The organism is Mycobacterium sp. 1165196.3 (genome assembly GCF_001673415.1).
Classification (GTDB): Bacteria; Actinomycetota; Actinomycetes; order Mycobacteriales; family Mycobacteriaceae; genus Mycobacterium; species Mycobacterium europaeum_A.
In genome coordinates, this window is sequence record NZ_LZLU01000167.1 from 24,263 (window position 1) to 48,864 (window position 24,602).

Here is a 24,602-nt window from a genome sequence, read left to right on the forward strand (position 1 = left end):
AAGCACGACACGGCCTTGGCCGGCCAACTCTGGGGAATTCGCCCGGCGGATGACTTTGTCATTGCCGCTGGCACGAAATCCCTTGCGGTGCAAGGGATGAGAAAACAGTGCTGCCATCCGCCCCGGTAGGGCGGGATGACGGGTAGGCTGGTGGCAACTGCGAGGATGGGTTACATGGCAATAGAGAACTGGTGCGACGCGGTCGAGATCCACCCATCGCAGATCCGGGTCGGTGACGTTATCGGCACGCGGCGCCCCACCGAATTGCGGCTGACGGTCAAGATGATCAGTGCTCCGCAGAGTGGTCCGGGGCAGTGGACGTTTTTCAGCCGAGACGACAACGGTCAACAGCGGACCAGTACGTTCGGAGAAGGCGAATTGGTCCGCAGGTACGCCAAAGCATCTTGACGTCCACGCACCCCACCGCCGATCAGCGACGTTGAGTGGTGGAGCCGTCGGTGTCGGGCCGATCGGAAAACGTCGGGTGCTCCACCGGTTTTGCGGAGCTTTCGCCCGAGGCGACATGCTTCGGTGCCTCGGGGTGGGAAAACAGGTTCGACTGGTCCATGGGCTGTCCTTCCGAATGAAAAGTTCGGCCGATACGCACTGTTACTGGCGTCGGACGACGATCGAATCGCACGGCGACCTCATTCGTGGTTCGTTCGCGATTCGCGGTGACCGCAAGAACGCGGTTCCTCTCCACTGTACAGGCAGCGGGCGAGTACACGCCGTGTTCAGGTGAAATGCGGCCTGGGCGCCGCTTCCGCCGGTCGCGGGGTGCCATCTTCGGGGTCGATATGCAGATGAAATAGCAAGCGCCACAACTAGTTTCGAAATGGCGCAGGTTCGTGCTACCCTGGGCAGGCATGGGTGTGTTTGGTACATCCGCATTTGATGAGAGAAGTAAGTAAATGACACAGGGAACTGTGAAATGGTTCAACGGTGAAAAGGGCTTCGGCTTCATCACCCCTGACGACGGCACGAAGGATCTCTTCGTCCACTACTCCGAGATCCAGGGCAACGGCTACCGCTCACTCGACGAAAACCAGCGTGTTCAGTTCGAGGTGGAGCAAGGTGCCAAGGGACCCCAGGCGGTAGGAGTCAGCGCCGTCTGAAATTCACATACGTCACGGTGGGCTGGTGCGAATACCTTCGTACCAGCCCACTGCTTTTCTGACGTCTGGACGCCGGTAGCGACGACATCTGGCGCCTCACCCGATCCGGGCCGGCCGACCGGGATAATGACCGCATGCGTCTCACCTGGGTGCTGCGATCGACCATTGCGGTGTCGCTGGTCTGGGTGGGCGCCGCACTAACGCCACCGGCCTCGGGCGATCCCGATATCCCGCCGGTCGGCGACGCCGCGCGAGCGGCCGGTTTCGTGGACATCCGCAGCGTCGTTCCCGATGCGGTCCTCGATCTGCGCTACGCAACGACGAACAATTTCACCCACACGCAGTTGTATCCCTCCGACGCCAGATGCCTTGTGCACCAATCGATGGCGCCCGGCCTTGCCGCCGCGGCCGGCGCCCTGCGCCCGCAGGGCCACCTGCTGGTGTTCTGGGACTGCTATCGCCCGCACGAGGTTCAGGTCAAGATGTTCCACCTGGTTCCCAACCCCGCGTGGGTGGCACGCCCGGGTCCGTACGCGCACAGCCACGAGTCGGGGCGCTCGGTGGACGTGACGTTCACGACGGCTCAGCAGCCGTGCTCGTCCGGGCTGCATGCCGGCGGGCTCTGCCTGGCCGACATGGGCACCGACTTCGACGACTTCACCTCTCGGGCAACCGCTTTCAATACCCAAGGCATCAGTGCCGACGCGGTGGCGAACCGAGCCGCGCTACGGAACGCGATGAACTACGGCGGGTTGAAGGTGTATTCGGGGGAGTGGTGGCATTTCGACGGCCCGGGCGCCGGTGTCGACCAACCGATTCTCGACGTGCCCGTCGACTGATCTGTCTCAATAGATGAGACAGAAATACCATATTATGGGCGGTACGCGTAGTCTTCCAGGCGAGCCACGCAGGCAAGGAAGGCCACCATGGACGACGAACACCGAGCGGCCTACACGCACGGACACCACGAGTCGGTGCTGCGCTCCCACCAGCGACGCACCGCCGAGGACTCCGCGGCCTACCTGCTGGCGCACCTGAAACCGGGGCTGTCGGTGCTCGACGTTGGTTGCGGGCCCGGTACCATCACCGCCGACCTGGCCGCGCGGGTCGCGCCCGGTCCGGTCATTGCCGTCGATCAGGTCCCCGATGTGCTCGGCGTGGCCCGCGCCGAGGTCGAGCAACGGAAGCTGTCCAACGTCTCGTTCGGGACCGCCGACGTGCACAAGCTCGAATTTCCCAACGGCACTTTCGATGTCGTGCACGCGCATCAGGTGCTGCAGCACGTGGCCGATCCGGTGGCGGCGCTGCGAGAGATGCGACGGGTGTGCGCGCCGGGCGGCATCGTGGCGGCCCGGGATGCCGACTACTCGGGTTTCGTCTGGTATCCCGAGCTGCCGGCGCTCGACCTGTGGCGCGACCTCTACCAGCGCGTCGCGCGCGCCAACCGTGGCGAACCGGACGCGGGGCGGCGTCTGCTGTCGTGGGCGCAGCAGGCGGGATTCACCGACATCACGCCCACCGGCAGCCTGTGGTGCTATGCCACGCCCGCGACTCGCGACTGGTGGGGCGGAATGTGGGCCGACCGAATCCTGCACTCCACCGTGGCCCGCGACCTGGTACGCCTCGAGCTGGCCACCGGTGCGCAGCTCGAAGAGATCTCCGCCGCGTGGCGCGAATGGGCCGCCGCCCAAGACGGTTGGATCGCCATACCGCACGGCGAAATCCTTTGCCGCGCGTAGGACTCAGTCGAGGAACAGGTCCGGAATCGGTTGGTCGCCGCCGCCGTAGCGGGACAGGTCCGCGACTCCGGCGGAGTGCAGAACATCGGCGTCGATGTAGCAGTTGCCGGTGGCCTCCCGGCTGGGGCGAGAGACGATCTCGACGGCCGCGTCGGCCATGATCTCCGGGCTGCGCGACGACTCGGCCAGCTTGTCTCCGTCGGCCATATTCGCCACCGCGGCGGTGGCGATATAGGTCTGCGGCCAAAGGCAATTCACGCCGATCCCGGCGTCGCCGAATTCCGCAGCCCAGCCCAGCGACAGCAGCGTCATCCCGTACTTGGACAGCGTGTAAGCGGGGTGGGCCCCCAGCCAGCGCGGGTTCATGTTCACCGGCGGCGAGATGGTCAGCACGTGCGGGTTGGCCGATTTCTCCAGATGCGGCACGCACGCCTTGGTCAGCAGGAAGGTGCCCCGCAGGTTGATCTCCTGCATCAGGTCGTACTTCTTGGCCGGCAACGTGGCGGTCGGTTCCACCGCGATGGCGCTGGCGTTGTTGACACAGACGTCGACGCCGCCGAAGCGCTGCACCGCCGCATCCACCACCCGCTGCACGTCCTCTTCGCGGCGGACGTCGCCGACGACGGCCAGCGCCTTGCCGCCGGCGGCCTCGACCTCGGCGGCTGCCGTGTGAACGGTGCCGGGCAGGCGGGGATGCGGGGTGTCGGTCTTGGCGAGCAGCACCACGTTGGCGCCCTGCCGGGCCGCACCGATTCCGATCGCCAGCCCGATTCCGCGGCTGCCGCCGGAGATGACGACGGTGCGATCGACGAGCGAACCGTTGGGCATGGAGTCTCCTTTTACCTGGTCAACCGTATGGTATTGGCATTCTCTTTTTTTGCAAGTACGTTATTCACCGATGGATAATACGGCCCACACTCCGTCTGGTATCCCGCTGCAGCCCGTCTACGGGCCGGGGGACGTGCACGCGGAGCCTCCGCAGCCGGGGGAGTTCCCCTTCACCCGGGGTAACTTCGCGTCCGGCTACCGCGGCAAGCTCTGGACCTTCCGGCAGTACTCCGGCTTCGGCACCGCCGAGGAATCCAACCGCCGCTACCGCTACCTGCTGGAGCAGGGCGGGACGGGGCTGTCGGTGGCGCTCGACCTGCCCACCCAGTGCGGGTACGACTCCGACGACCCGGAGTTCGGCGAGGAGGTCGGCCGCGTCGGCGTCGCGGTGGACACCCTGGCCGACTTCGAGATCCTGTTCGACGGCATCCCGCTGGACAAGCTCAGCACGAGCATGACGATCAACGGAACCGCGGCGATCCTGCTGGCGTTCTACGTCGCCGCCGCCGAGAAGAAGGGAATCCCGCGGGCCAAGCTCACCGGCACCATCCAGAACGACATCCTCAAGGAGTACGCCTCGCGCGGTACCTGGATCTGGCCGCCGGAGCCGTCCCTGCGGCTGATCGCCGACACCATCGAGTTCTGCGCGGCCGAAGTTCCGCGGTTCAACGCGATTTCGGTGGCGGGGGCGCATTTCCGCGATGCCGGGGCCAACGCGGTGCAGGAGATGGCGTTCACCCTGGCCGACGGGGTGACCTATTGCGACACCGTGGTCGAGCGCGGCCGCATGACGATCGACCAGTTCGCGCCGCAGATCTCGTTCTTCTTCTACACCCACGGCGACTTCTTCGAGGAGATCGCCAAATACCGTGCGGGGCGGCGACGTTGGGCGACGATCGTGCAGGAGCGCTACGGGGCGAAAACGGCCAAGGCGGCGATGTTCCGCTTCGGTTGCGTCTGCGGCGGCGCCTCGCTGTACGCGCCGCAGGCCCACAACAACATCGTCCGGGTCGCCTACGAGGCGATGGCCGCGGTGCTGGGCGGTGTCCAGTCGATGTTCACCGCGGCCTGGGACGAACCGTTCGCACTACCCACCGAGGAAACCACGACCCTGGCGCTGCGCACCCAGCAGATCCTGGCGCACGAGACCGGGGTGGCCAGCGTCGCCGACCCGCTCGGCGGCTCCTACTTCGTCGAGGCGCTGACCGATGCCACCGAGGAGCGCATCATCGAGATCATGTCCGACCTCGAGCGGCACGGCGGGATGGTCCAGGCCATCGAGGACGGTTACCTGCAGGGCCTGATCGCCGACGAGGCGTTCAAGCTGCACCAGGACGTCGAAGCCGGCACCCGGCCGGTCGTCGGGGTCAACCGGTTCGTGACCGAGGAGCCCGAGCACGACGTGGTCACCTACGAACTCGACGCGGAGGGCCGCGACCTGCAACTCAAGCGGCTGTCCAAGGTCAAGGCCGAAAGGGATTCGGCCGCAGTGGAATCCACGTTGGCCGCGCTGTCGCGGTCGGCCGAGGGAGACGACAACCTGATGCACAAGCTGATCGATTGCGCCAACGCGTACTGCACGGTCGGGGAAATGGTGTCCGCGCTCAAGGCGGTCTGGGGCGAATTCCAGCAACCGGTGGTGTTTTAGATGACGGCCCGCATTCTCGTCGCCAAACCCGGCCTGGACGGGCACGACCGCGGCGCCAAGATCGTCGCCCGCACCCTGCGTGACGCCGGTTTCGAGGTCATCTACACCGGCATCCGGCAGCGCATCGAAGACATCGCGTCCATCGCCGTCCAGGAGGACGTCGCCGTCGTCGGCCTGAGCATCCTGTCGGGTGCGCACCTGGCGCTGACCGCCCGGACCATCGAAGCGCTGCGCGCCGCCGATGCGGCCGACATCGCCGTCGTCGTCGGCGGGACGATCCCGCACGCGGACGTACCCAAGCTGCTATCGGCCGGTGCGGCAGCGGTATTCCCCACCGGGACACCCCTGGAGAACCTGGTGCGCGAGATCCGCAAACTGACCGACACCCCCGAGCCAGCCCTGGAGGAACCGTGCGCGTCGGAGTAATGATCGGCGCCGAGCGTGGCGATATGGCCCGCAAGGTGGACAGGCTGGTCTCCGACATCGAATGGGCCGAATCCGCGGGCCTGGACACGGCGTGGATGCCGCAGGTACCCAACGACTTCGACTGCCTGACCATGGTGTCGCTGATGGCCGCCCACAGCTCACGCATCGAGCTGGGCACCGCCGTGGTGCCGCTGCAGGCCCAGCACCCCATCGCACTTGCCCGCCAGGCCCTCTCGACACACGCGGTGGCCGGCGGCCGGCTTGCCCTTGGTGTCGGGCCGTCGCACCACTGGATCGTCCGCGACATGCTCGGCCTGCCGTACGAGAAGCCGGCCGCCTACACCCGCGACTATCTGCAGGTGCTCAACGCCGCCATCGCCGGACCGGGAGACGTTGACGTCGAGAATGATTCGTTCACCGTGCACAACCCGCTGGCGATCGGGGCCGACACCCCGATGCCGGTGCTCGTCGCCGCGTTGGGGCCGGTGATGCTTCAGATCGCCGGTGAACTGGCGGACGGCACCGTGCTGTGGATGGCCGACGAGCGCGCGATCGGCGATCACATCGCACCGAAGATCACCAAGGCCGCCGCCGACGCCGGCCGTCCGGCGCCGCGCATTATCGCGGGCATCCCGGTATGCCTTTGCGAGCCTTCGCGAGTCGACGAGGCCAGGGAGCGGGCCAACCGCATCCTGGGCGAGGCGGAGGTGTCGCCCAACTATCAGCGCCTGCTGGACCGCGGCGACGCCCGCGACGTCGGTGACCTGTGCGCGGCCGGTGACGAGGAACTGATCCTGGGCCGGATGCGCCGGTTCGCCGACGCCGGCGTGACCGATCTGTCGGTGCGGCTGCTGCCGATCGGCGACAATCGCGACGAGCTGGTCGCCTCCAAGCGGCGCACCCGCGAAATGATCGCCTCACTCGCCGCGGAATTGCGTTGACCGCAAACCACTCCGGGCCGCTGGCGGGGGTCCGTATCCTCGAGGTCGGCACCATGCTGGCGGGACCGTACGCCACCATGCTGCTCGCCGACCTCGGCGCCGACGTCACCAAGATCGAACCCGCCGGCGGCGAGATCTCCCGCAGCGTCGGCGCCACCTACTTCGCCAGCCTCAACCGCAACAAATCCAGCATCACGCTGGACCTCAATTCCGATGCGGGGCAGCAGCGGTTGGGTGAACTGGTCGCGGACTCGCACGCGCTGCTGGTGAACCTGAAACCCTCAGCCATCCGCAGGCTGGGCCTGACCTACGACTCGCTGCGCCGGCACAACGAGAAGATCGTCTGCGTGGCGATCACCGGCTTCGGGCTCTACGGCGGCGACGACCCGGCGTTCGACTACGTGGTGCAGGCGGGCGTCGGCACCGCCGCCCTGACCGGCGACCCGGACGGTCCGCCGGCGCTGCCCGGCTACTCGTCGGCCGATAACTCCACCGGAATGACCGCGGCCCTGGGGCTGTTGGCCAAGATCATCTCGGGCACCGGCGGCCAGGTGGATGTGTCGCTGCGCGACGTCATGCTGTCCCAGCTGAACTACCACGCGTCGGCCTATCTCAACGGCGGCGTCGTACCGCAGCGCCGCCCCTACGGGGCGCATTCGTATTATGTTCCGGCTCAGCTCTTTCCGACCGCTGACGGGTATCTGGCGCTGTTCATCACCCACGACGGCTTTTGGAAGTCTTTCGCCGCGGAAGCCGGCATCGGCGGCTTCGAGACCATGGCCGAGCGAGTCGCGCGCCGCGACGAAGTGCTGGCCGTCGTCACGGCGATGCTCGCCACCGACAGCGCGATCGGCTGGGAGGGGCGACTGCGCCCGCTGGGGGTTCCCGCCGCCGCGGTCCGGAGCCTGCCTGAAGCGCTCGAGGCCACGCCGGAAGTGATTGTCACGGCGGGTGAATTCCGGTTGGTGGGCAGCCCGATCCACGTCTCGGGGTATGAGCCCGAGTACCGTCCGCCGCCGGAGTTGAGCCAATAGGCCCCTCCGCCGAGCGTCGAATGTGAAGCCAGTTTCACGTTCGGGTCCGAGCGTGAAACCAACTTCACGTTCGGCGTCAGGCGCCCGGCCCGGTGAGGGGCTCGGCCGGCCCAGACCCTGCACGCCGCGACGGCCCAACTCGCCCAGGCTTATCCGGACAGAATCGTGCTGGGGTTAGGCGTCGGCTATCCGGAGCAGGCGGCCAGCGTCGGCCGCGACTACGGGAGCCCGGTGGCCACCATGCGTGACTATCTGCAGGCGATGGACGATCCCACAGTGGTGCTGCTTGGGCCCATTGGCGGTGAATTCGGCGCAGGCATTGACCAATTCGAAGAGTTGGCTCCGGCGCTTCACGCGCTCGGGCGCGTCACCTGATGCGCCCTTGTGTCCGAAAGGCCGACCCGCCTCCGGGCTGACCCCCGGGCTACGTCAGCTACGCGAGCTGCTTCTCCGCGTACAGGCGCGCCCACTCGGCACGCGACCGGATCGACACGTCGACGTCACTTCCCTTGGCGCGCAGGGCCTGCACGGTGGCCTGCTCACGGGGGGTCCGGGCGAACGGATCCCAGCCGAAGAACCGGCAGGCGTTGCCCCAGGTGATCTTGTTGATGTCGGCGTCGTCGGCGCCGGCGGCGTTGAGCTCGGCAAGCACCTGCTCGGGCGCGTCCGGCCAGAAGCAGTCCGAGTGCGGGTAGTCGCACTCCCAGGCGATGATGTCGATGCCGATCTCGTGGCGCAGCTTCAGTGACGTCTTGTCGGTGACATAGCAGGCCAGCGAGTGTTCACGGAAGACGTCGCTGGGCAGCTTGTCGCCGAAGTCACGGCGCAGCCATTTCTGGTTGGTGTAGTGACGGTCGCTGCGATCCAGATAGAACGGGATCCAGCCGATACCGCCTTCGGAGAAGGCGAATTTCAGGTCGGGATAGTTGCGCATGGCCGGGCCCCACAGCAGATCTTGGGCGCACATCGCCGAGACCTGGGTGGCCAGAATGATCAGGTTGTCGATCGGCGCATTCGGTGCCATGCTGATCGCCCCGAACCCGGTGCCGATGTGCAGGCACATCACCACGTTCTCCTCGGACAGCGTGCGGAACACCGGACCCCAGTAGTCCTCGTCGTGGTAGCTCGGAAGTCCTTCCAGGTGCGGCAATTCCGGCATCGTCACCGCGCGGCAACCCTTCGCCGCGACGCGGCGGATCTCGGCGCACATGCCCTCGGGAGTCCAGGTCGGCAGGATCGCGATCGGGATGAAGCGGTCCGGATAGGAGCCGGCCCATTCGTCGATGTGCCAGTCGTTGTACGCCGACACCATCACCAGGGTGACGTCCTCGCGGGTCATGTTGAGGTGGCGGGCCGAAAAGCCGGTGAACGTCGGGAAGCACATCGATGCGAGGATGCCGTTGCGGTTCATGTCGCGGACGCGTTCGTGGACGTCATAGACGCCGGGGCGCATCTCGGCGAAGCCGGCGGGATCGCGGCCCCATTCCTCGGCGGGCCACGACACCACGGCGTTCAGACCGCTGACGCCCTGCGGCCTGCCCTGGTACATCCATTGGTCGACGCCCTTGTCGTCGGTGACGACGACGGGTGCCTCTTCCTTGTACTTGGCGGGAACGTGCCGCAGGAACATGTCGGGCGGTTCGACCACGTGGTCGTCGATGCTCACCAAGATCAGGTCGTCGACCTTCATCAAGCAGTCCTCTCTGGCACAGCGATTCGAGCCGAAGTCGGCTAGCCGCTGTGCTCCGTGGTGGTCTCGAGCAGTCGGGGAATCGGCGCCGGGTCGAGCTGCAGGGCGTCCGACATGTGCAGCTGCCCGGCGTTGGCGATCATGTTGTCCAGAATCGCCTGCAGATCGTCGCCCTCGATCTCGTAGATGGCGACGTAGGGTCCGTCGCCGTCGACGGGCCGCAGCCGGCGCGCGGAGACGAACCCGTCCAGGGCCACCAGCTCACCCAGGTGCACCTCGTCGTACCAGGTGTTGTATTCCTGTTCGCGTTCGGGCGAGCTGGGTCGGCTCTCCACGAGGATGATGCCCTTGGCCATCGTCGCCACCTCTCTGGCTGCTACTCGTAGCGCACCGTGACCGAGTCCGTGTCCGGAACGCCCTGGCACGTCAGAATGTAGCCCTCGGCGACCTCGTCCTCCTCGAGAGCGTCGTTGACCCGCATGGTGGCGTGGCCCTCTTCGAGCTTGGCCATGCAGGTGCCGCAGTTGCCGGCCTCGCAGCTGAACGGCGGCTCCAGCCCCGCGCGACGGGCGCTCTCCAACAGCGTCTCGCCCGGGACCCTGGGCACCGAGACCTTCTTGCGGTCGAGGTGAATCGTCACCGTCCCGGCACCGGAGCCGTTTGTTGCCGGATCTATCACCCCTGGGGTCTCCTCGATGATCCGGGTGACCGTCACTGAGACCGCCCCCTCTCCCGTATTTGCATTCTTCAGTATAGAGAATACTATTCTCACGAAGCGATAGCATCTTCTCAAGACTGTATGGATGTCGGGTAAGCCCGGTCTGTCAGGGAAGGACGGGACGTGACCGAGCCGGCGGCGCTCGTGTTCGAGGAACGGCGATTCAGCGCGCCCGAACTCGACGCGTTGGCCGACGGATGGGCTGCAACCCTGGCAAAAGGCGGTGTCGCCGCGGGCCAACGCGTCGCCGTCATGGCCTCCACCCGGCCGGAATTTCTTGCCGTGGTGCTCGCGATCTGGCGGCTGGCCGCCGCGGCGGTACTCATCAGCCCCGCGTGGAAGCGCGACGAGGTCGACCATGCGCTCGCGCTGACCGAGCCCGCGCACGCCGTCGGGGACCACCCGGTGCTGGCCGGCCTGATGCCGATGCTGCACCTCGACGAGCCGGCCGCGCCCGCGGAGCCGATGGCCGCGTCACCGCCACCCGGGGCCGACGCGGCGCTGGTGTTCAGCTCGGGCACCACCGGCCTGCCCAAGGCCGTCCGGCACACCCACGCCTCGCTGGACGAAGCGGTGCGGCACTGGCGCCAAGCGCTGCAACTGACTCACCGCGACCGGATCCAGGTCGCCACGCCGCCCTCGCACATCCTCGGGCTGCTGAACCTGCTGACCGCGCTGAAGGCCGGCGCCGGTGTGCGCCTACATCCCCGGTTCGACATCGAGCGGGTGCTGCAGCACATCGAAAGTGACCGCATCACAGTGGAAATGGCCGTCGCTCCCATTGCGTTGGCCATCGCTTCACATCCCAGCCTCGAGTCCTATGACCTGTCCTCGCTGCGCTACATCATGTGGGGGGCCACGCCGGTCAACGCACACGTCGCAGAGACGGTGACCCGGCGCACCGGTGTCGGTTGGCTTCCGGCGTACGGGACCACGGAATTGCCTGTCGTGGCGTGCAATCCGATCGAGGACCCGCGCCTGGACACCGTCGGACGGGCGGTACCCGGTGTGGACCTACGGATCGTCTCACTGGAAACCGGCCAGCCGGTCGGCCCCGGTGAGGTCGGGGAGATCCAGGCCCGCGCGGCGTCGCTCATGGCCGGCTACCTGCCGGCGGACGCGACCTGCGAGGCGATCCGTGACGGGTGGTACCGCACCGGAGATGTCGGCTGGCTCGACGCCGGCGGGTGGCTGCGGATCACCGACCGCCTCAAAGAGATGATCAAAGTGCGCGGCTTCCAGGTCGCCCCCGCCGAAATCGAGACGGTGCTGCACAGTCATCCGGCCGTCAAAGACTGCGCGGTGTTCGGGATTCCGGACGGCCTCAACGGCGAAGCCGTCGTCGCCGCGGTCGCGACGTCCGCGCCGGTCGATGCGACAGACCTGACCGCCATGGTGGATGAGAAACTGGCGTCCTATAAGCAGCTGAGCCGAGTGGTGTTCGTTCCCGACATTCCCCGCCTGCCTTCGGGCAAGGTGCTGCGCCGAGTTCTGAAGGAGCGTTATGGATGTACGTCTGACAGCTGAACAACAGCAATTACGGGACGCCGCAGCCAAACTGGCCGACGACCTCGGGCCGGCCGTGGTGCAGGATCTCGACGACCACACGCGAATCACTCGTCTGGACAAGCAGATCGAGAACACCGGCTGGCGGTCGTTGCGTTCCGACGGGGCCTCCGGCGTGGAGGTAGCCATCGTGGCCGAGGAATTCGGCCGACGGCTGGTTGACACCCCCTTCCTCGGCCCGGTGCTGGCCGACGATCTGGGCCGCCACGCCGGTGCGGACGTGTCCGCGGCCACCGTCGCCTTCGGCGATCGCGTGATCGACGCCCGCGGCGCACGGCGCGCCCTATGGCTCTCGGGGGGCACCGTTCTTGCCGGTGATGTGCAAATCGCACCGGAGAGCGTCGATCTGACGCGGGCCGACGCGACGATCACGGGATCGCCTCAGACGCTGGCGGAAGTGTCCTCCGCTGTCGCCGAGCAGTGGCGAGCCCTTGCCTTGGTCACCACCACGGCCGACCTGGTCGGCATCGCGAGGGGCGCCCACGCCCTCGCGTGTGACTACGCGAAAATTCGTGAGCAGTACGGCAAGCAGATCGGCTCCTATCAAGCCATCGCCCACCTGCTGGCCGAAAGCCTTGCGCTGATCGAAGGTTCGGTGAGCGTGCTGCGGCATGCGGCGTGGGCGGTCGACGAGCTGGCTCCCGCCGAAGCCATTCGGGCCGCCCAGATCGCCAAGGTCTACTGCGCGCGCGCCACCCGCACCGTCTGCGAGACAGCCATCCAGGTGCACGGCGGTATCGGCAACACCTGGGAATGCGTGGCGCATGTCTATCTGCGCCGCGCCCTCACTTCGACCGAGCTGTGGCCGGTCGCGTTGAAGGAGATCGATTTTGGACTTTCGTGACTCACCCGATGAAGCCGCCTTCCGGGACCGGCTGCGCACCTGGCTTGCCGCACACGCCAAGGAATTCTCCGGCTCCGGTGACGAGTATTGGGCGCGCATGGCCGACTGGCACCGCGCCCTCTACGACAACGGCTTCTTCGGCCTGTCCTGGCCACGCGACTGGGGCGGTCAGGATCTGGCGCCCGTCTACGACGTCATCGTCGACGAGGAGCTGGTGCGGGCCGGTGCCCCGCCGCGCCCCAGCGTTGGCTATCTGGTGTACGGCATCGGTGAACACGCCAGCGACGACCTGCGAAAGCGCTTCCTGCCCGGCATCATCAACGGCACCGAGCGCTGGTGCCAGGGCTTCAGCGAGCCGGGCGCCGGTTCGGATCTGGCGTCGCTGACCACCACCGCTCGCCTCGAGGGCGACACGTATGTGGTGAACGGGCACAAGATCTGGACTAGTTATTCCGACGTGGCCGACTGGTGTCTGTTGCTGGCCCGCACCGACCCCGAGGCCAAGCGCCACCGCGGCCTGTCGGCGTTCGTCCTGGAGATGAAACAGCCCGGCGTGCAACAGCGCCCGCTGCAGATGATCAACGGGGTGACCAACGAATTCGGTCAGGTGTTCTTCGACGGTGCCAAGGTGCCGGCGGACCGGATGGTCGGGGCGCCCGGTGACGGTTGGGCGGTGGCCATGACCGTCGTCGGGCACGAACGCGAGCCCTCCACTCTCGGCTACGCGGCGCGCTACGGCAAGCTTGTCCGAGAGTTGTTGTCCCGCAACGACGGCGATGTGCCCGAAGAACTGGCCTGGGCCGCCGTCCAGTCGGATATGCTGACCCACCACGTGCGCCGGCGGCTATCCGAACAGCTCGACGGGGTCTCGCACGGTTCGGAAGGATCGCTGGACAAGCTGTTGATGACCTGGGTGGAACAGTCCGTCGGGCACGCCGCCCTGGCCGTGGCGGGCACCCGGGATCCAGATCTGCTCAGCGCCTACCTCTACAGCCGCGCGCAGAGCGTCATGGGCGGGACGTCGCAGATACAAAAGAACATCATCGCTTCACGAATCTTGGGATTGTAGAGAGTGATCGCGAACGCGGGCGCAGCCCGGGTGAAGCGGGTCACGACCGTAGTAGGAGTGATCGCGAACGCGGGCGCAGCCCGGGTGAAGCGGGTCACGACCGTTGTAGGAGTGATCGCGAACGCGGGCGCAGCCCGGGTGAAGCGGGTCACGACGATCGAAGGAGTCTGACGTGTACGACATGCCTACCGAAATCGACGTTCAGGCCGACGGTGCCTTGCGCATCATCACGCTCAACCGGCCCGATTCGCTCAACTCGGTCAACGACAACCTGCACGTCGGCCTCGCGCGGCTCTGGCAGCGACTCACCGATGACCCCACCGCCCGCGCCGCGGTGATCACTGGCGCAGGCCGGGCGTTTTCGGCCGGCGGTGATTTCACGTATCTGGAGGAGCTGGCGAACGATGCCGACCTGCGCGCCAAGACAATTCGCGACGGACGCGAGATCGTGCTGGGCATGGCGCGGTGCCGGATTCCGGTGGTGGCGGCGGTCAACGGCCCCGCCGTCGGACTGGGCTGCAGTCTGGTGGCGCTCAGCGACATCGTCTACATCGCCGAAGACGCCTATCTGGCCGACCCGCACGTGCAGGTCGGCCTGGTGGCCGCCGACGGTGGGCCGCTGACCTGGCCGCTGCACATCAGCCTGCTGCTGGCCAAGGAATTCGCTCTCACCGGAACCCGTATCGGCGCACAGCGGGCCGTCGAGCTCGGCTTGGCCAATCACATTGCCGACGACCCGGTTGCGGAGGCGATCGCCACCGCCAAAAAGATTCTGGAACTGCCGCAGCAGGCGGTCGAGAGCACCAAGCGCGTGCTCAACATTCACCTGGAGCGGGCCGTGCTCGCCAGTCTGGACTATGCGCTGTCGGCCGAGAGCCAGTCGTTCCTGACCGAGGACTTCCGGGCCAACGTCGCAAAGTTCAACGCGGCCAAGAAGAACTGAGGTGTAGCGGCGCGACGGCCTCACGAGTCATGCCGGCGCAGGAAGTCACGCATCACCGCGTCGAACTTGTCGGGTTCCTCGATGAACGGCATGTGAGCACTGGATTCGAACAACTCGAACCGTGAACCCGCTATACGGCGGTGCATCTCCCACATGTGTTCGGGAACGCATTCGTCGTACTTGCCCGCGAGAATCAGTGTCGGGAGGGTGATTTCATGGAGCCGGTCGACCACATCCCAGTCCCGGATGGTGCCGACGATGTGAAAGTCGCTGGGGCCGAACATGGTCTCGAAGATCTCGGTGCCCATGTTCCGGAACGCATCCTCGAGCTCTGGCGGCCAGGGGCGCACCCGGCACAGATAGGTTTCGTTCCAGGTCCGGATGGCGGCCTGATAGTCGGGAGAGTGCGTGGTGCCGGCGGCTTCATGGCGGTCGATGGCGGCTTGGGTGGCCGGATCCAGCTCGGATTTCAAGCGCCCCACCATCTTCGCGAACTCCGGGATGGACGCGATGCTGTTGGAAATGATCAGGCTCGCCGTCCCGGCGGGGGCCGCGTCGAGCGCGTACTGCTGGGCCAACATTCCGCCCCAGGAGTTACCGAACAGATGGAAGCGGTTCAGGCCCAGGGCCCGCACCACCGCGTCCACCTCCGCCACCGAGCGCTGCATCGTCCAAAGCTCGCGATCGGGTGGGCATTCGGAGTGCCCGCAACCGAGCTGATCCCAGAAGATGACCTCGCGCTCTGTCGCCAACCGCGCCAGCGACCGCAGGTAGTCGTGCGGCAGGCCAGGCCCGCCGTGAACGACGAGCAATGGAAGACCCGCGCCGCCTCCGGTCCGCTTGAACCACACGTGGCCGCCCGGGACCGCGACCATGCCCTGAGTCATTCATCCACCATCGCAAATCGAGGGGTTTCGCGCACTGTGACGCCGTTGACACGGGGTTGTCTCGTGGCGCTGATTTGAGTCAGGGCGGCGGTGACGGGGCGAAGAAGATTTCTTTGACCTCGCGCAGCGCGTAGAACACGAGCACGTAGCCGGCGAGGGGGTCCGCCCACCACCAACCGGCGATGCTGTTCAGCAGCAAGCCGAGGAGCACCGCGGCCGCCAACAGGCCGTCGACGAGCGTGACGCGGCCCTCAGTGGTGAGCACGGGGTTGCTCAGGGCGGCACCGGTTCGGGCCTTGCCGGCCGCAAGCGCGAACATCGTCACCGCGGTGATCGCCGTCCATGCGATACCCAGGCGCGAGGGCTCAGGGTGAAAGCCGGTGACGAGGACCATCGTCGACTGCACCACCAGGTAAATACTTAGCGCCGCAAAGGCGGCGCCGATGAGCCGCAACGCTTTTCGTCGACGGGCCGCTCCTGTTCCCGACAGCTCCCAGATCACCACCGATGAGGCGCCGATCTCGATCAGCGAGTCCAGACCGAACCCGGCCAGCGCCACCGATCTGGCCGCGATGGCGGCCGACGCGAGGATAACGATGCCAACCACGTTCCAGGCCAAGGTGGCGTATTCGAGGGCAAATCCGCGCCGCAGCAGAGACCGGCGGGCGGCCTCGTCCAAGTGGCTCATCGCAGTCAGTCTCACATACCGGCATACCGCCATGGCCGATATCGTCGAAGGACGGTGCAGGAAACCTCGACGTCGCCGGGCGTGGTTGCCGCAGCAGCCGCGTTCCCGGCAGGATTTCCCAGTGCAGGAGCTGCGGGGCCAAACGGGGAGGAACGGCAATGACGAGTGTTGACAATCCGATTCCGGCGCAAGACCTTTCGGGAATCGTCGGGCACCGCTTCATCTACACCTACGCCAACGGTTGGCAATACGAGATGTACGTCAAGAATGCCACCACCATCGACTACCGGATCCACTCCGGGCACGTCGGCGGCCGCTGGGTCAAAGGCCAGCACGTCAACCTCGTCCAACTCGACGATGACAGCTTCAAACTCTCGTGGTCCGAACCCACCGGCACCTGCGTGGCCGTCAACGTCTTGCCCGCCAAACGCCGCGTTCACGGGGTCATCTTCTTTCCCCAGTGGATCCGGCAGCACGGTGAGCGCACCGTCTGCTTCCAGAACGAACACCTGGATGAGATGCAGGCCTACCGGGATCAAGGCCCGACCTACCCGATCTACGAAGTCCCGGAATTCGCCTACATCACCCTGTTCGAATACGTCGGTGCCGACGACGAGAGCGTCATCGACACCGGTCCCGAACATCTGCCCGCGGGATGGGCCGACCGCACCAACTGATCGGTGGGCGATTGTTGCGACTCGCACTCTCGCAATGAGAGAATACGATTCTCACTGGACGTGCGAGTGCCGCTGCGGCCCCGTACCCGCTGGCTGAACTGGAGAACGACCCGTGTCTGAAGCCGTCATCGTGTCCGCCCTGCGCACCCCCATCGGCACCGCTCGCAAGGGCACGCTGCGCGATACCAGTGCGTTCGACCTGGCCCACCACGTCGTGAGCGAGGCCGCCAAGGATCTGGACCCGACGCAGGTCGACGACGTGATCCTGGGCGAGGGTCTCTACGGCGGGGGCGTGCTCGCCCGCCACGCCGCCGTCACCGCCGGGCTGACGCAGGTGCCCGGATTGGCCAACAACCGGCACTGCGCGGCGGGGCAGGCGGCCGTGCAGACCGCGGCCGCCGGCGTGCGCGCGGGCATGGACCAGCTCGTCATCGCCGGGGGCGTGAACTCGGCGTCGACGTCACCGCGGTCGCGGATGCAGGTGGACGGCGAGTGGGTCGACTGGTTTCCGCCGACCCACCCGGACCGGCCCGACGCCCCCAACATGGACATGTCGATCACCGTGGGCTGGAACGCCGCGGTCAAGGCCGGCGTGAGTCGCGAGGAGATGGACGCCTGGGCGCTGCGCTCACACCGCAACGCCATCGCCGCCATCGACGAAGGCCGCTTCAAAGAGGAGATCGTGCCGATCGAGACCCCGCACGGGTTGTTCGCTGTCGACGAGCACCCGCGCCGGGAGACCAGCATGGAGAAGCTGGGCGCGCTCAAGCCGCTGCACCCAGAAATCGAGGGCTTCTCGATCACCGCCGGCAATGCCTGCGGCGCCAATGACGGCGCCGCGGTGCTGACGATCGCCAGCGACCGGCTCGGGTTGCCCGCGCTCGCCACCATCCGGTCCTGGGCATCCGTCGGCGTCGACCCTGCGATCACCGGCCTGGCGCCGGTGGAAGCGATACCGAAAGCCCTTAAGCGAGGCGGATTTTCGATCGCCGACGTGGACCTGTTCGAGATCAACGAAGCGTTCGCCGCGATGTGCGTGGCCACCATCAAGCTGCTCGAGCTCGACCCCGACAAGGTCAATGTCAGCGGCAGCGGTTGCTCGCTGGGCCACCCCGTCGCGGCCACCGGCGCCCGGGTGTTGGTCACCCTGGTGCACGAATTGCGCCGCCGCGGCGGCGGCATCGGCGTCGCGGCGATGTGTGCGGGCGGCGGGATGGGCGCGGCGACGGTGATCGAGGTCGCGGCTCCATAATGCGTACATGATCATCGCTGATCTGATTGCCCGCGCGCGCAACGGATCTCCCCGTGCGGTCGGTCGCCTGCTCAGCCTCGTCGAGGGCGACCAGCGCGACGAGGTCTTGGCGAATATCGGGTCATCGCCGGGCGGCATGGGCCCGGTCGTCGGCATCACCGGCCCCCCGGGGGCGGGAAAGTCGACGACGGTCGCCGCGCTGGTCAGTGCCTACCGCAAGCGCGGTTCCCGGGTGGCGGTGTTGGCGGTGGACCCGTCGTCCCCGTTCAGTGGGGGTGCGCTGCTGGGTGATCGAATTCGGATGGCCGCGCATATCAACGACTCCGACGTCCTGATCCGTTCGGTGGCCACCCGTGGGCACCTGGGCGGCCTGGCCGCCGCGGTTCCGGCGGCCATCCGGTTGTTGGGGGCGATCGGGTATGACGTCGTCCTGCTGGAGACGGTGGGGGTGGGCCAGTCCGAGATCGAGATTGCCGCCGTCGCCGACCCGACGGTCGTCATCCTCAATCCCGGTGCGGGCGACGCGGTTCAGGCCGCCAAGGCGGGCGTGCTGGAAGTCGCCGACATCGTGGCGGTCAACAAGGCGGACCGCGACGGTGCCGAACAGACGGTTCGGGATCTGCGGGCCGAAACCAGTGCCCCGATCGTCTCCCTGATCGCCGCCCGGGGCGAGGGCATCGACGACCTGATGGCCGCCATCGAGGACCATCGCCGCACCGACAGCCGTGCCCGCCGGCTGGCGCGGGCGCGGGCGCAGATTCTCTCCCTCGCGCAGACCAGGCTGCGGACCCAGCCGGATCTCGACCGGCTCGCCGAGGCGGTCGTCGACGGCGACCAGGACCCCTACACGGCCGCCGATCAGCTGATCTCACCTCCCACACCCCGGACCGACTGAGCCCGGCTGTCCCCCAATCGGGGGAACGGGCATTCATCACGTTTGCGGGCCGATCGGCGGAGGTGCCACCCGCGCAATCGCCCTACGTTGAGGTCGTGTTTCACGCGGCGGCCACCTCGGCCAGCGAGTTAGGAGATCCGGCATGACGCACACCCCCCAGCCTTTGGCAGCGCTCGACCGTGATGACCACCTGGAGCTGTATCGGCGAATGTGGGTACTGCGACTGCTCGACATGGCGTTGGAGGAGCTCGAAGTCGACGGCCTGATCGACGACGCCACGCGAACCGAATTCGGCCAGGAGGCGGTGGCGATCGGCGCGGTTGCGGCTCTGCGGCCCGGCGATCTCGTCAACGCCACCACCCAGCAATTCCGGCACGCCCAGCAGGTCGGCCTGGCCCTTCCCCTAGGCCCCGCCATCGCCGACATGATCGGCCCGCGGCGCCGTGTCGGCGCCGGGGTCGCCGACTGGAAACGGTCGATGGCCAACGAAAGCGCTCTGGGGCAATCGACCATGTTCGCGCTGGGTGACGCCAACACGCAGCGCCTGACCGGCGAGGGCAACGTCAGTTTGTGTGCCGTCGGAGGCCGCGACACCCACTCCGTCGAGTTCACCACGGCCGCAAAGATTGCCGTGCAATGGCGGCTGCCGGTGGTGTTCGTCGTGGAAAATATCCGCGGTGGAACGAACGCGCGCCGGTGCGCCTACGAATTCGACGCGATGCCCATGCTGTCGGTCGACGGCAGGGACGTTGTGGCGGTGGCCGACTCGGTCGCCGAAGCGGTGCACCGCGCGAGCGCCGGTGACGGCCCCGCCCTGGTCGAGGCGATCACCTATCAGACGAACCACCCCATTGCCGTGGATCCGTTGGTCTTCGCACGCCGCCAGCTGATCGCGGCCGGCGGCAGCGGCGATCACCTCTGCGAGGTGGAACGCGGGGCACGCCACCTGATCGCCGAGGCCATAGCGTCGGCCAAAGCAGTGGTGCGGGCGCGGCAGATCGCGTCCACGCCCAAGCCGAATCCCTGGTCGGCCGCTAGCTGAGCAGACCTTGCCGCATTGCCTCGGCGACGGCGGCCGCGCGATCGCCGACGCCGAGCTTCTCGTAGAGGCGTTGCACGTGCGTTTTGACCGTCGACGGCGCCACGAAGAGCTCACCGGCGATCGCGGGGATGCTTTGACCGCGGGCGATCCGGTTGAGCACCTCACGCTCGCGCGCACTGAGCACGGGTGCCGACGGCTCCGCACGCTGCCGGATCTCCGCGGCAAGACCACCGACGAGCGCCGGTGCCACCACGTCGCGGCCCTGCGCGCAGTCGAGCACGGCCTTGACGATCTCACTGCGCGTCGAGTCCTTGAGCACGAACCCGGCGGCGCCCTGTTGCAACGCCTGGTACACGATCGCCGACTCGTCGTGCGCGGAGATCAGCAGCACCCGGGTGGGCAACCCCTGCGTTCGCACCGCCGCCGCCACCTGGGCGCCGTCCAAGCCGGGCATCCGGTAGTCGAGCAACGCGACGTCGGGCACGTGCGACTTGATCAATTCCAATGCGGCAGAACCGTCTTCCGCCTCACCGATGACGTTCACCGAACCGCTCGACGACAGGGCCCGCACCACGCCCTCGCGAAAAAGTGGGTGATCATCGCCGACGACCACGCGCACCTTTTCCGGGCTAGCCGCGCCGACCATGGCGACGAGTGTAGCGGTTTGCGGAGCAGCGACGTTCGCGATCTCCGGACGGCACGATGAGTCATTTTCCCGTTTGCTTCGGGGTGACGGACGCGGATGAGTACGGTGATCGGGTGGCGGTAGCCGGTGACGCAGAGCTGGAGCGGGTGCGCACGGTTCACCAGTTGCGCTCGTACCGCATCGGCTCGGTGCTGCGCATCGGAGTGGTCGGCCTCATGGTCGCGGCCATGATCATCGGCACCAGCCGATCGGAGTGGCCGCAGGAAAGCGTCCTGATCGTCCTGTACGCACTCGTCGCGCTCTGTGCATTCGGGCTGGCCTTCGCCCCTTTCCGACGCTGGGTCGGGATGGGCCGACTGGTCGCGATCGGCCGGCTGGAGCCGTTTGCGTTCACCGTCATCGACATCGTCGCGCTGACGGTGTTTCAGCTGTTGTCCACCAACGGGATCTACCCGCTGCTGATCATGGCCATGCTGCCCGTCCTGTTGGGGCTGGACGTCTCCTCCCGCCGGGCGGCGGTGGTGTTGATCTTCTCCATGCTCGGGTTCGCCACTGCCGTGCTGCAGGATCCGGTGATGTCGAGGGGGGACAGGTTGGCCGAGGCGGGGTTTCGGTTCCTGCTCTATGCATTCCTTTGCTGCGCGGCCTTTCTGGTGGTGCGCATCGAGGAGCGCCACACCCGCTCGGTGGCCGGGCTGAGCGCGCTGCGGGAGGAGTTGCTGGCCCAGACGATGAACGCCTCGGACGAGGCGGCGCGCCGGATCTCGGAATTCATACACGACGGGCCGCTGCAAGACATCCTGGCGGTGCGCCAGGAGCTCGTCGAATTGGATGCGGCGTTCGAGGGCGACGAGCGGGTCGGCCGGGCGCTGGGGGGCTTGCAGCTGGCCTCGGAACGGCTGCGGCAGGCCACTTTCGAGCTGCATCCGGCGGTGCTCGAGCAGGTCGGGCTGGGGGCCGCGGTGCAGCAGCTCGCCGAGTTCACCGCGCAGCGTTGCGGCATCGACATCAGCACGGAGATCGAATACTCGGGGCGCCGCGACATCGACGCCGTCGTGTTCGGGGTGGCGCGCGAGCTGCTGTCCAACGTGGTCCAGCACGCTCAGGCCCGGCAGGCGACGGTCATGCTCGGGGTCACCGACCGGACCTGTGTCTTGCATGTGGTCGACGACGGTGTGGGGTTGCGCCAGGAGACGGTGGCGCGGCGGCTGGGCGAGGGGCACATCGGGCTGGCATCGCATCGAGCTCGGGTGGAAGCCGCCGGGGGAGCCTTGATGTTTCTCGATGCCCCGGTGGGAACCCATGTCTGCGTCGAAGTGCCGTTGAGGAATTGACCGCTCCGCGCACTCGTGAACGGCACGCATTAGGTGAATTCCATCCGCGCTAGCACCGGCGCTATCACGAACGAAAGTCACCTACTGGTTCGGCGGAGGTTCACCACGGAGCGCCATCACCGTGCCCATGGTGAACGGTTTGCGCCACCGCGCTCGGCGGCGCCCATCGATATAACCCCTATTTCAGGTCGACCGACTTCCCGGTGGCGGCCGCATGGCCCGCACGGTAGCCGAAAACCATTGCCGGGCCCAGTGTTCCGCCGGCGCCGCCGTAGGCCCGTCCGGTCACGCCGCCCATCGCGTTGCCCGCGGCGAAAAGACCCGGTATCGGCTCGCCGCCGACGTGCAGGACGCGGGCGTCGTGATCGGTGCGGGGGCCGCCCTTGGTGCCCATTGCGCCGATGCTCACCGGCACCGCGTAGAAGGGCGCGGTGTCGATGGGGCCCAAGGTCTTACCGGCCGGGGTGGTCGCGCTGTCGTCGCCCCAGTAGCCGTCGTACGCGCTCGAGCCGCGACCGAAGTCGGGGTCCGCGCCGCCGGCTACGTGACGGTTCCAGCTCTCGACGGTGTGGGCCAGACCGTCGGCGTCGATACCGGTCTTGGCGGCCAACTCGGCGAGGTCTGCCGACTCGCAGAACCAGTCGGGGACGGGCTGCCCCGGCTCGATACCGAGAAATCCATAGCGCTGCAGGTGAATCGAATCGAACACCATCCATCCGCGGTCGTTGACGTAGCCGCCGCGAGGGTCCAGGTAATGAAAGGCGCCGGCCATCGAGTTGTAATCGCAGGCCTCGTTGACGAAGCGGCGGCCGGCCGAGTTGACGATGATGCTGCGCGGCCGCGTCCTTTCCAGTCGCACGCTGCGGCTGCGGGGCTTGCCCTCGATGGTGTCGCCCGGGATTTGCACGATCGGTACCCACCACGCTTCGCCCATGTTGGCCAGGTCGGCCCCCTGCTCCATCGCCATGCGCAAGCCGTCACCGGTGTTGTTGGGCGGCGAGACCGCCCCGTGCATGGGGCCGCGCAGAAAGGCTTGAGTCAGAGCGGGATCCCACTCGAAGCCGCCGGTGCCCAGGATGACGCCATGCCGAGCGCGAACAGTGATCGTCCCGTCCGGCAGGGCCACGCGCACTCCGGTGACTTCTCCGTCCTCGGCGATGAGACCTTCGGCGCGGGCATTGGTGTGTGGGGTCACCCCCGCATCCAGCAGGCCCTTGAGCAGTCCCGCGATCAGCGCGGTGCCGGCCACGCACAGATGGCTGGTTCGTTCGTCGATCGCCGCGTGCAGGCGCGCCCTGGTCTCGGCATCGAAACCGACGTTGGACCAGTCGGCCGGGAAAGACGTGATGCGAGTTGCCCATTCGCCCAACTGAGCCAGGTCGAAGGGGGCGGCGCTCAGCGACCTGCCACCGGCCGGTTGTCCGCCCGGTAACTCGGGACGATAGTCGGGAAAGCCGGTGGCGATCTCGAACTGAAGACCGCTGTGCGCCTCGATGAAGTCGAGCATCGCCGGCCCGGTGCGAACGAACGTTTCCACCAGCTCGTCGTCCATCGAACCGAGCGACTGCGCGCGCAGATATCGCAACGCGTCAGCCGGGGTCAATTCGCCGTCCGGAGAACGGTTGTGGGCGGGGATCCACACTATGCCACCCGACACGGCCGTGGTCCCGCCGACGGTCGAGGCCTTTTCGTAAACCTCCACCGAGGCACCCGCCACGGCTGCGGTCAGCGCGGCCGTAAGGCCGGCACCACCACTGCCGAGCACGACGACATCGGCTTCGTGGTCCCATGACATGGACTGCTATCCCTTCGGCTCAGTGGCTAGCTTAGGAGCTCCGACAACTGCTTGGCGGCTTTCACGACCGCGTCCTTCCCGCGCATCACCACGTCTTCTCGGTGTGAGATGAGGTTGATGCACGTCGGTGGCGAGGGCACCGGGCGGCGCACCCCGACGGCCAGGCCGTAGGTGTTCGGTTCGATCTCGCCGTAGGTCGTCACCCAACCACGTTCGCGCGCACGGGAAACCAGCTCCCGTTCGCCCGGACGCGGAGGCATGCACGCGAGCAAGGCGATCCCGGCCGCGCCGCGGTCCAGCGGATATCGGCTGCCTTCGTGAAACGAGAGCTGGTAGGCGACGTGGCTGGGCACGATCACCGCGATCGCCACCTGCTGGTCGCCTTCGGCGATGAGCAGCGACACGGTCGTGCCGAGCTCGTCGGCCAGCGCGCGCAGCGTCGGCAGACTCACCTGGCGCACATTGCGGTCGAAGGAAGCGCCGAGCACGGCCAGGCCCGCCGCCGGACGGTAGCGCCCGTCCTCTCCCTTGGCCACCAGCCGGAACTCGGCCAACGTCGTGAGCAGTCGGTAGGCGATGGTGCGGTGCACCCCGACCTGGTCGGCGAGCTGCTGCACTGTCAACCCGCTGGGCGAGTCCGCCACCATCTGCAGCGCGGTCAGGCCCCTGGCCAGGGTCTGCGAGCCGGTACCCGAGCCCGTCACAGCCTTGACAGACCTTCCCGTGAGAGCGAAGCTCTATATATAACGCACATCAGTGTGCGATATTAGCACACTAGGTAAGCCGAACACGAGAACGAGATTTCCCCGATCTGGAGGCCGGACA

At 67.1% G+C, this 24,602-nt stretch carries 27 protein-coding genes and 1 pseudogene; 18 read left to right on the forward strand and 10 right to left on the reverse strand.

Annotation, left to right across the window (positions count from 1 at the left end; all coding sequences use genetic code 11):
• Positions 1–174 precede the first annotated feature (174 nt).
• Positions 175–408, forward strand: a complete 234-nt coding sequence (locus A5659_RS17810; RefSeq protein ID WP_066865864.1) for a hypothetical protein — start codon at positions 175–177, stop codon at positions 406–408.
• A gap of 22 nt (positions 409–430) precedes the next feature.
• On the opposite strand, the gene A5659_RS28210 is transcribed toward A5659_RS17810, so the two are convergent.
• Positions 431–568, reverse strand: coding sequence for a hypothetical protein (locus tag A5659_RS28210; RefSeq protein ID WP_197498060.1), 138 nt, complete (start codon positions 566–568; stop codon positions 431–433).
• Positions 569–911: 343 nt separating this feature from the next.
• On the opposite strand from A5659_RS28210, the gene A5659_RS17815 reads away from it, so the two are divergent.
• From A5659_RS17815 to A5659_RS17825, 3 genes are all read left to right on the forward strand, one after another.
• Positions 912–1,115: a cold-shock protein gene (locus A5659_RS17815; RefSeq protein WP_066865609.1), complete on the forward strand. Its 204-nt coding sequence runs from the start codon at positions 912–914 to the stop codon at positions 1,113–1,115.
• A gap of 134 nt (positions 1,116–1,249) precedes the next feature.
• Positions 1,250–1,954 (forward strand): M15 family metallopeptidase, encoded by a 705-nt coding sequence (locus A5659_RS17820; RefSeq protein ID WP_067138931.1) that lies wholly within the window; start codon positions 1,250–1,252, stop codon positions 1,952–1,954.
• Positions 1,955–2,041: 87 nt separating this feature from the next.
• A complete protein-coding gene (locus A5659_RS17825) occupies positions 2,042–2,854 on the forward strand; it encodes a methyltransferase domain-containing protein (RefSeq protein WP_067183008.1) in 813 nt (270 codons plus the stop codon).
• Positions 2,855–2,857: 3 nt separating this feature from the next.
• On the opposite strand, the gene A5659_RS17830 is transcribed toward A5659_RS17825, so the two are convergent.
• Positions 2,858–3,682 carry an NAD(P)-dependent oxidoreductase gene (locus A5659_RS17830; protein WP_067183011.1) on the reverse strand — a complete coding sequence of 275 codons (825 nt, stop codon included), beginning with the start codon at positions 3,680–3,682 and terminating at the stop codon, positions 2,858–2,860.
• A 70-nt stretch (positions 3,683–3,752) separates the two neighbouring features.
• Between A5659_RS17830 and A5659_RS17835 the strand changes: the two genes are divergently transcribed.
• The 5 genes and pseudogenes from A5659_RS17835 to A5659_RS27805 form a co-directional block, all read left to right on the forward strand.
• Complete coding sequence (locus A5659_RS17835; protein ID WP_066865620.1) at positions 3,753–5,330, forward strand: methylmalonyl-CoA mutase family protein; 1,578 nt, start codon at positions 3,753–3,755, stop codon at positions 5,328–5,330.
• Positions 5,331–5,756: a cobalamin-dependent protein gene (locus A5659_RS17840; protein WP_067022262.1), complete on the forward strand. Its 426-nt coding sequence runs from the start codon at positions 5,331–5,333 to the stop codon at positions 5,754–5,756.
• On the forward strand, positions 5,741–6,697 hold the full coding sequence (locus A5659_RS17845; RefSeq protein ID WP_067183014.1) for an LLM class F420-dependent oxidoreductase: 957 nt from the start codon (positions 5,741–5,743) through the stop codon (positions 6,695–6,697). The genes A5659_RS17840 and A5659_RS17845 overlap by 16 nt, the downstream gene beginning before the upstream one ends.
• On the forward strand, positions 6,694–7,731 hold the full coding sequence (locus A5659_RS17850; RefSeq protein WP_067183017.1) for a CaiB/BaiF CoA-transferase family protein: 1,038 nt from the start codon (positions 6,694–6,696) through the stop codon (positions 7,729–7,731). Before A5659_RS17845 ends, A5659_RS17850 begins: the two co-directional genes overlap by 4 nt.
• Positions 7,732–7,830: 99 nt before the next feature.
• Positions 7,831–8,007, forward strand: a pseudogene (locus tag A5659_RS27805) (LLM class flavin-dependent oxidoreductase); the annotation flags it as partial.
• Positions 8,008–8,164: 157 nt separating this feature from the next.
• Here the strand turns inward: A5659_RS27805 and A5659_RS17860 are convergent.
• From A5659_RS17860 to A5659_RS17870, 3 genes are read right to left on the reverse strand one after another with little or no spacing between them, the layout of a single operon-like run.
• Positions 8,165–9,421: an amidohydrolase family protein gene (locus A5659_RS17860; RefSeq protein ID WP_066865638.1), complete on the reverse strand. Its 1,257-nt coding sequence runs from the start codon at positions 9,419–9,421 to the stop codon at positions 8,165–8,167.
• 41 nt (positions 9,422–9,462) lie between these two features.
• Positions 9,463–9,777, reverse strand: coding sequence for a DUF4286 family protein (locus A5659_RS17865; RefSeq protein ID WP_066878053.1), 315 nt, complete (start codon positions 9,775–9,777; stop codon positions 9,463–9,465).
• A gap of 20 nt (positions 9,778–9,797) precedes the next feature.
• A complete protein-coding gene (locus A5659_RS17870) occupies positions 9,798–10,136 on the reverse strand; it encodes a 2Fe-2S iron-sulfur cluster-binding protein (RefSeq protein ID WP_067183021.1) in 339 nt (112 codons plus the stop codon).
• Positions 10,137–10,262: 126 nt separating this feature from the next.
• Here A5659_RS17870 and A5659_RS17875 point away from each other — a divergent pair, with 126 nt between their 5' ends.
• From A5659_RS17875 to A5659_RS17890, 4 genes are all read left to right on the forward strand, one after another.
• Positions 10,263–11,666 (forward strand): class I adenylate-forming enzyme family protein, encoded by a 1,404-nt coding sequence (locus A5659_RS17875; RefSeq protein WP_067183024.1) that lies wholly within the window; start codon positions 10,263–10,265, stop codon positions 11,664–11,666.
• Positions 11,644–12,549, forward strand: coding sequence for an acyl-CoA dehydrogenase family protein (locus A5659_RS17880; protein ID WP_067183028.1), 906 nt, complete (start codon positions 11,644–11,646; stop codon positions 12,547–12,549). The genes A5659_RS17875 and A5659_RS17880 overlap by 23 nt, the downstream gene beginning before the upstream one ends.
• On the forward strand, positions 12,536–13,618 hold the full coding sequence (locus A5659_RS17885; protein WP_066878034.1) for an acyl-CoA dehydrogenase family protein: 1,083 nt from the start codon (positions 12,536–12,538) through the stop codon (positions 13,616–13,618). The genes A5659_RS17880 and A5659_RS17885 overlap by 14 nt, the downstream gene beginning before the upstream one ends.
• A 172-nt stretch (positions 13,619–13,790) precedes the next feature.
• The gene (locus tag A5659_RS17890) at positions 13,791–14,561 is read left to right on the forward strand and encodes an enoyl-CoA hydratase/isomerase family protein (protein WP_066865654.1); all 771 of its coding nucleotides are present in this window, start codon (positions 13,791–13,793) and stop codon (positions 14,559–14,561) included.
• Positions 14,562–14,581: 20 nt separating this feature from the next.
• Here the strand turns inward: A5659_RS17890 and A5659_RS17895 are convergent, their stop codons facing one another.
• Positions 14,582–15,436: a proline iminopeptidase-family hydrolase gene (locus A5659_RS17895; protein ID WP_082972358.1), complete on the reverse strand. Its 855-nt coding sequence runs from the start codon at positions 15,434–15,436 to the stop codon at positions 14,582–14,584.
• Between the two features lie 91 nt (positions 15,437–15,527).
• Positions 15,528–16,136 carry a cation transporter gene (locus A5659_RS17900; RefSeq protein ID WP_067022248.1) on the reverse strand — a complete coding sequence of 203 codons (609 nt, stop codon included), beginning with the start codon at positions 16,134–16,136 and terminating at the stop codon, positions 15,528–15,530.
• Between the two features lie 158 nt (positions 16,137–16,294).
• Here A5659_RS17900 and A5659_RS17905 point away from each other — a divergent pair, with 158 nt between their 5' ends.
• The 4 genes from A5659_RS17905 (at position 16,295) to A5659_RS17920 (ending at position 20,002) form a co-directional block, all read left to right on the forward strand.
• Positions 16,295–16,813, forward strand: a complete 519-nt coding sequence (locus A5659_RS17905) for a phenolic acid decarboxylase (protein WP_067022246.1) — start codon at positions 16,295–16,297, stop codon at positions 16,811–16,813.
• Positions 16,814–16,925: 112 nt separating this feature from the next.
• The gene (locus tag A5659_RS17910) at positions 16,926–18,065 is read left to right on the forward strand and encodes a thiolase family protein (RefSeq protein ID WP_067183030.1); all 1,140 of its coding nucleotides are present in this window, start codon (positions 16,926–16,928) and stop codon (positions 18,063–18,065) included.
• Positions 18,066–18,072: 7 nt separating this feature from the next.
• On the forward strand, positions 18,073–18,960 hold the full coding sequence (meaB, locus tag A5659_RS17915) for a methylmalonyl Co-A mutase-associated GTPase MeaB (RefSeq protein WP_066878024.1): 888 nt from the start codon (positions 18,073–18,075) through the stop codon (positions 18,958–18,960).
• A gap of 163 nt (positions 18,961–19,123) precedes the next feature.
• Positions 19,124–20,002 (forward strand): thiamine pyrophosphate-dependent enzyme, encoded by an 879-nt coding sequence (locus tag A5659_RS17920; protein WP_197498062.1) that lies wholly within the window; start codon positions 19,124–19,126, stop codon positions 20,000–20,002.
• On the opposite strand, the gene A5659_RS17925 is transcribed toward A5659_RS17920, so the two are convergent.
• Positions 19,995–20,648: a response regulator transcription factor gene (locus tag A5659_RS17925; protein WP_067183037.1), complete on the reverse strand. Its 654-nt coding sequence runs from the start codon at positions 20,646–20,648 to the stop codon at positions 19,995–19,997. The genes A5659_RS17920 and A5659_RS17925 overlap by 8 nt on opposite strands.
• Before the next feature lie 113 nt (positions 20,649–20,761).
• Here A5659_RS17925 and A5659_RS17930 point away from each other — a divergent pair, with 113 nt between their 5' ends.
• Entirely contained in the window at positions 20,762–21,982 is a 1,221-nt protein-coding gene (locus A5659_RS17930; RefSeq protein ID WP_156749259.1) for a sensor histidine kinase, read from the forward strand.
• Positions 21,983–22,160: 178 nt separating this feature from the next.
• On the opposite strand, the gene A5659_RS17935 is transcribed toward A5659_RS17930, so the two are convergent.
• Together A5659_RS17935 and A5659_RS17940 are read right to left on the reverse strand one after the other, a co-directional pair.
• Positions 22,161–23,777, reverse strand: a complete 1,617-nt coding sequence (locus A5659_RS17935) for an FAD-dependent oxidoreductase (RefSeq protein WP_067183043.1) — start codon at positions 23,775–23,777, stop codon at positions 22,161–22,163.
• Between the two features lie 26 nt (positions 23,778–23,803).
• The gene (locus A5659_RS17940) at positions 23,804–24,481 is read right to left on the reverse strand and encodes an IclR family transcriptional regulator (protein ID WP_066865690.1); all 678 of its coding nucleotides are present in this window, start codon (positions 24,479–24,481) and stop codon (positions 23,804–23,806) included.
• Positions 24,482–24,602 lie beyond the last annotated feature (121 nt).